At 59.0% G+C, this 5,495-nt stretch carries 4 protein-coding genes; all 4 read right to left on the bottom strand.

Annotated elements, in window-relative coordinates:
* The coding region (locus ABYT07_RS18565) for a dihydroneopterin aldolase (protein WP_372993510.1) at positions 1-659 on the bottom strand (659 nt) is incomplete at its 3' end.
* Positions 660-767: 108 nt separating this feature from the next.
* Positions 768-1,406, bottom strand: a complete 639-nt coding sequence (locus tag ABYT07_RS18560; RefSeq protein ID WP_372993509.1) for a cell wall hydrolase — start codon at positions 1,404-1,406, stop codon at positions 768-770.
* Positions 1,407-1,531: 125 nt separating this feature from the next.
* Positions 1,532-4,057 carry a putative PEP-binding protein gene (locus ABYT07_RS18555; protein WP_372993508.1) on the bottom strand — a complete coding sequence of 842 codons (2,526 nt, stop codon included), beginning with the start codon at positions 4,055-4,057 and terminating at the stop codon, positions 1,532-1,534.
* A 104-nt stretch (positions 4,058-4,161) separates the two neighbouring features.
* Positions 4,162-5,495 (bottom strand): glycine--tRNA ligase subunit beta (glyS, locus tag ABYT07_RS18550; RefSeq protein ID WP_372993507.1); only part of this gene is annotated, 1,334 nt, incomplete at its 5' end.

Genomic DNA, 5,495 nt, shown 5'->3' with positions numbered 1-5,495 from the left:
GATGCAAGAACCCATGCGTTTTGTTCAATAGCCAACAGGTCAATCCGCCGCTGCGCCATCCTGTGAGCCACCTGCGGCGCAGCCGTATCAGACGCCCCGACACATAGGATCAAAGGGCGGCCCAACTGTTCAAGCTGGTCCAGCCAGCCGGACAAATGGGGCGACGCAATCGCCATGTTGCTGAGATAAACCAATTCTGGATGCGGTACTTCGGCAGCGGCAGCGCGCAGATCGGGCACATCATCACGCGCGCGGGCGATTTCGACGCCCAAGGCCCCCGGTCCGCGATCCAGCTTTTCGATACGCACAAAAACCCGCATCGCCTGACGTTCCAACAGGATCCGGTCGGCCACCCGTTCGGCCAAAGTTTCAAGCAAATTCAACCGCTCGGCCGCAAGCTCATAGGCGATTGCTTCGGTGACGCGGTCATAGGAAAGGATGCGGTCGACATCATCCTCTGCGGGACTGGTAAGGGGCTGCACTTCGACGACGATGTTAAAGCAAATCCGTTGCGTGACGCCGCGCTCTGCCTGAAACGCGCCGATTTCGACCTCGACGATATGATCGCGCAGTGAAATCCGGTCTAGGGGTTCGGGACCGGCGGTCGCCGCCGCGCGTTCAGAGGGATGCGCGAAGGCAAGCCTGGTATCAGTGGTCATGGTTTCGGCCTTTGCTGTGTCACACTTTTGACAGTCCTAGCCCGTCAAAGGCCGTTTACCAAAGCCGGTGGCGGCTGGCCAGCCACCAAAGACGACATGAAAGGCAGTTCAGTTAGAGGCCGTTTGAACGCCATCGCGGTAAAACAGGTGCACGCCAATCTTGGCTGTGCGGGTGAAAACCCGCGACCAGCGCGGTTTGACCGCTGTCGTGTGGTAATACGTAGCGCCATCCGTAATCGCGGGGACCGCCCCGTCCAGCGTGGCGCGGGCAATCTTGGCAACCTGCGCATAGGCTTTAGGCTCGGCGATCACCTCGGCGTAGCCATCGCAGGTATAGGTAAACTGGCAGCGGTATTTTTGACCTGTGCCTTGGTTGATCACACTGCACAATGATCCCGGAAACCGTGTCGATTTCACCCGGTTCATGATGACTTCAGCCACCGCGAATTGGCCTTTGACGGTCTCGCCACGGGCTTCGAAATACAGTGCCTCGGACAAGCAGCGCCACTGGTCACCGCCCGATGCAGCAGGTTGATTGGCCAACCAGCTGCGGGTGAATTCAATATTGCCAGCCTTGTTGTTCGCCGCAATCATCTGTTCCAACCGCTCGCTTCCGACCGCACGCAAACCTTTTGTCTCAATCTCGGCCAATGATTTCGCCTGTTGAGAGTTCGCGAATGCGGAAATAGGTGCCATCATAGAGACGGCAAAAAATACGTTTACGGCTAGTTTAGTGATCGAACGCATATAGCGCCTCGCAGGCTGTTTCAGTCGTTGCCAGTTATCCAGCAACAGTCCTTGCGTAAACCCTAATGCGCGAAATCGGGCGGGAACCCGCCTAAAGAATCAACATATTGACAACTATTCCATTTTTAATTCAATATCTTGTGGCTAATGGCAAGCTGCGCAGCAGCCAGCCGCGCCACAGGTACCCGGAATGGCGAACAAGAAACATAGTCAAAACCGGCTTCGCGGCAAAAAGCAATCGATTCGGGGTTGCCGCCGTGTTCACCACAGATCGACAAAGTGATGCCCGGCTGTGCCGCCCGACCACGCGCAGCGCCCAGCTGCAACAACTCTCCGACGCCATCCTGATCCAGCATGTGAAACGGATCTTCGGGGAACACGCCCTGCTGCACATAGGTTGACATGAACCGGCCCGCATCATCGCGGCTTAGGCCATAGGTCATCTGGGTAAGGTCGTTAGTCCCGAAGCTAAGGAACGAACAATGCGGTGCGATTTCCCCCGCCCGCAAGGCCGCACGCGGTGTTTCGACCATGACCCCCAAACGATAGGTAAAATCTGCGCCCCGTTCATTGCGCACGGCCGTGGCGATCTTGTCGATACTGGTTTTGACCAGTTCCACTTCACGCTTGGCCGAAACCAACGGGATCATCACCTCGGGTACCACGGGGTCACCGTCACGGCTGGCTTCGATCGTGGCCTCGAAAATCGCACGGGCCTGCATTTCGTAAATCTCGGGCACGGTCACGCCAAGGCGCACCCCGCGCAGCCCCAGCATGGGGTTATATTCCGACATCGCCTCGATGCGGCGGGTCACGTCGGACAGCGGCAAACCAAGCGCCTCTGCCAGATCACGCTGACCGGCCCGGCTGGTCGGTAAAAATTCGTGCAAAGGCGGATCGAACAGACGGATACAAACCGGCTGGCCTTGCATGATGCGGAAGAGTTGGATGAAATCATCTCGCTGCATGGGAAGCAGCCGCTCCAGCACCGCGCGGCGCTCGTCACTGCTGTCGGCAAAGATCATCTCTCGCATCACGGTCAGACGGCTGGGGTCAAAGAACATGTGTTCTGTCCGGCACAACCCGATGCCATGGGCGTTGAAATTCCTAGCCGTCTGCGCGTCAGCGGGCGTATCCGCGTTGGCACGGATACCGATATCGGCGGTTTCCTCGGCCCACGCCATCAGCTTTTGAAAGGTCGCATCCAACAGCGCCTCAAGCATCGCCGCGGCCCCTGCCAATACTTCGCCTTTGGTACCGTCAATCGTAATTTCGTCGCCGGCCTTGAACACGCGACCATCAGGTGCGGTGATTTGCCCTTTGACCAGATCAAACCGCATCGACGACGCCCCCACCACGCAAGGCAGCCCCATGCCGCGCCCGATCACGGCGGCGTGGCTGGTGATCCCGCCGCGTTCGGTCAACACCGCATGGGCCGCATGCATGCCGCGGATATCTTCTGGCGATGTTTCACGCCGCACAAGAATACAAGCCTCTCCGCGTGACGCGCTGGCCTGCGCGTCATTGGCGTTGAACACGATCTTGCCCGTCGCCGCACCGGGGCTGGCCGCAATGCCGCGCCCGATCACGTCACGCTTGGCGCGCGGATCGACCTGTCGGTGCAACAATTCGGTCAGGGTGCGCGGTTGCACCCGCATCAATGCTTCTTCGCGCGAAATGATCCCCTCGTCAGCAAGCGCCACAGCAATACGGACCGCCGCACGCGACGACCGCGATACCCGCACACCATCAAGGATAAACAGCTCTCCGTCCGAGATCACGAATTCCAGCTGCATTTCGGCGCGCAACCGGACGCGCATCAATTCGGCGTGCTGCTTGAGCGTCTCGAACGCCTCGGGGGCGTGTTCTTCCAGCGACTGACCGCGTGGATCGCAGGTCAGATACATCGCGTCTGCATCGCTTTGCAGCGCGTCGCGCCCCTGTGACTGGCTAAGGTAGCGCCCTGTGATCTGCGGCAAACCGCTGTCACTGTCGACCAGTTGCAAAACGCCCGACCCGCACAGCCCCGTGCCGACACCGAACGCCATTTGCTGCACGATCAACCCCAACCCCGCATCTGCGGGCGCGCCCTTGGCCTGACGCAACAGCCGTGCTGACGTGCCTTCCCAAGCGCGGGCCATGGAGCTGAGCACCGCCGTCAGTTGGGTCACACGGTCTTGGGGAAAGGTTTCTTCGGTCTCAAGTTCGTAGGCGCGCAGCGATTGGTCCAACGCATCGCGGCCGTCACCGATCACGTCGTCGAACATATCAGGGTCCAGCCGCGCGACATTCACTGCATAGGATTGCACAAAACGGGTATACAGCGCCGATGCAGGCCCCTCGCCCATACGGGCACAGTATTCTTTGAAACGGGCATCGTTCATCCCGATGTTCAGCACGGCCCCCGGCCCGCCCCAATCAGGGTCCTGACTGGACGGGCGCACGCAAAGCAACGCATCTTGCGGGAATTCATCAGCCACCGCTTGCAGGTCGGGCATATGCCCCCGCGCGATATCATGAACCGCATCAAAGGGCAGTGCCACCGTGCGCGGGACAGGCAGGTCCAGCCGCACAAGACGTTGCAAACATTTCGCCCGCCCGCCGTGGGTGTCGTTGGCGATGGGCGCGGTCTGGGTTACAAGTGTTGTCATGGGCGGTTTCTGCACTGCGGCACCTTTTGGTTTGTGCGCAGCATAGGCTTTCGGCGTTCTCTGGCAAGGCTTGATGCGCCCTGCCAGACGAAACAAGTTGCGTGTTAACCGTCGATCTTGGTCAGGTCCGCGACCGACGAACAGATGGTGCGGATACGGCTAAGCAGGTTCAACCGGTTGCGCCGCACGGTGCCGTTGTCCGAGTTCACCTGCACCGCCTCAAAGAATGCATCGATCGGGGCGCGCAAGGATGCCATAGCGGACATCGCAGTGGTGAAATCCTGTGCTTCCATCGCTGGTTTGATCTGCGCTTCGGCTTGGTCCAGTGCCGCAAACAGCGCGCGTTCCTCGTCGGTTTCGGCGAATTTGATATCCGCGCCAAAGGAGTATTCGACGCCATCCGCCTCTTCCGCCTGCGTGAGGATATTGTTGGCGCGCTTGAAGCCTTGGATCAGGTTTTCACCGTCATCGGTTTTGAGGGTTTCCGACAGCGCCTTTGCACGTTTCACGAGGAGCGTCAGGTCATCGTTGCCCTCCATCGCAATGCAGGCGTCAATAATGTCGTGACGGACGCCTTGGTCCTTGAGGTAGACTTTGAGGCGGTCGTGGAGGAAGGATTCCAAATTAATTTTTACATCTAGCTTGGTATAGTCATCTTCATCCTCAGGTGTCCCAAAACGCACACCATTTGCTTCGAGACCAAAGTAAAGTGTCTTGCCCAAGTCGAATGACAGGTCATTCTCCAGTAGGATCCGAATAACCCCCAACGCCGCCCGACGCAGTGCAAACGGGTCTTTCGACCCAGTCGGCTTCTCGTCAATCGCCCAGAAGCCGGTCAGCTTGTCGATCTTCTCGGCCAATGCCACGGCCACGGATACAGGCGCAGTCGGTACATCATCAGATGGCCCAAGCGGCGCGTAATGTTCGTTGGCCGCTGCCGCCACAGCGTCGGACTTGCCCGCCTCTTTCGCATAATAGCTGCCCATAAGCCCTTGAAGTTCGGGGAATTCATAGACCATTTCAGACGACAGATCGGCCTTGGCGAAACGCGCGGCCTCGCGCGCTTCGTCAGCGTCGGCACCGACCATGGGGGCCAACTCGCCTGCAAGCGCCTCCATCCGCGCAATCAACTCGGCCTGTGTGCCGAGCTTGTTGTGGAAGGTCACGTTGGACAATTGATCGACCCAGACCTGCATCCCTGCGTCAGACAGTGCGATGCGCAGGTCGTTTTCCCAGAAGAATTTAGCATCCGACAGCCGTGCCGACAGCACCTTTTCATTGCCCGCCAAAATCGTCGCGCCGTCATCCGCCGTGGTGCGGTTGGCAACGGTGACAAAGCGTTCAATCCGGCCCGTCTTGGGGTTGCGTACGGAAAAGAATTTCTGGTGTTCTTTCATCGAGGTCTGCAAAACCTCGGGCGGCAGATCAAGGAAGGCGT

The sequence above is a fragment of the Sulfitobacter sp. genome (assembly GCF_041552635.1).
Classification (GTDB): Bacteria; Pseudomonadota; Alphaproteobacteria; order Rhodobacterales; family Rhodobacteraceae; genus Sulfitobacter.
This window is presented reverse-complemented; position numbering and strand designations above follow the sequence as displayed.

What these genes read in the sequence shown, in the direction of transcription:
- ABYT07_RS18560 (WP_372993509.1), bottom strand. Translation starts at nt 1,406, where the DNA reads ATGCGTTCGATCACTAAACTAGCCGTAAACGTATTTTTTGCCGTCTCT.
- ABYT07_RS18555 (WP_372993508.1), bottom strand. Translation starts at nt 4,057, where the DNA reads ATGACAACACTTGTAACCCAGACCGCGCCCATCGCCAACGACACCCAC.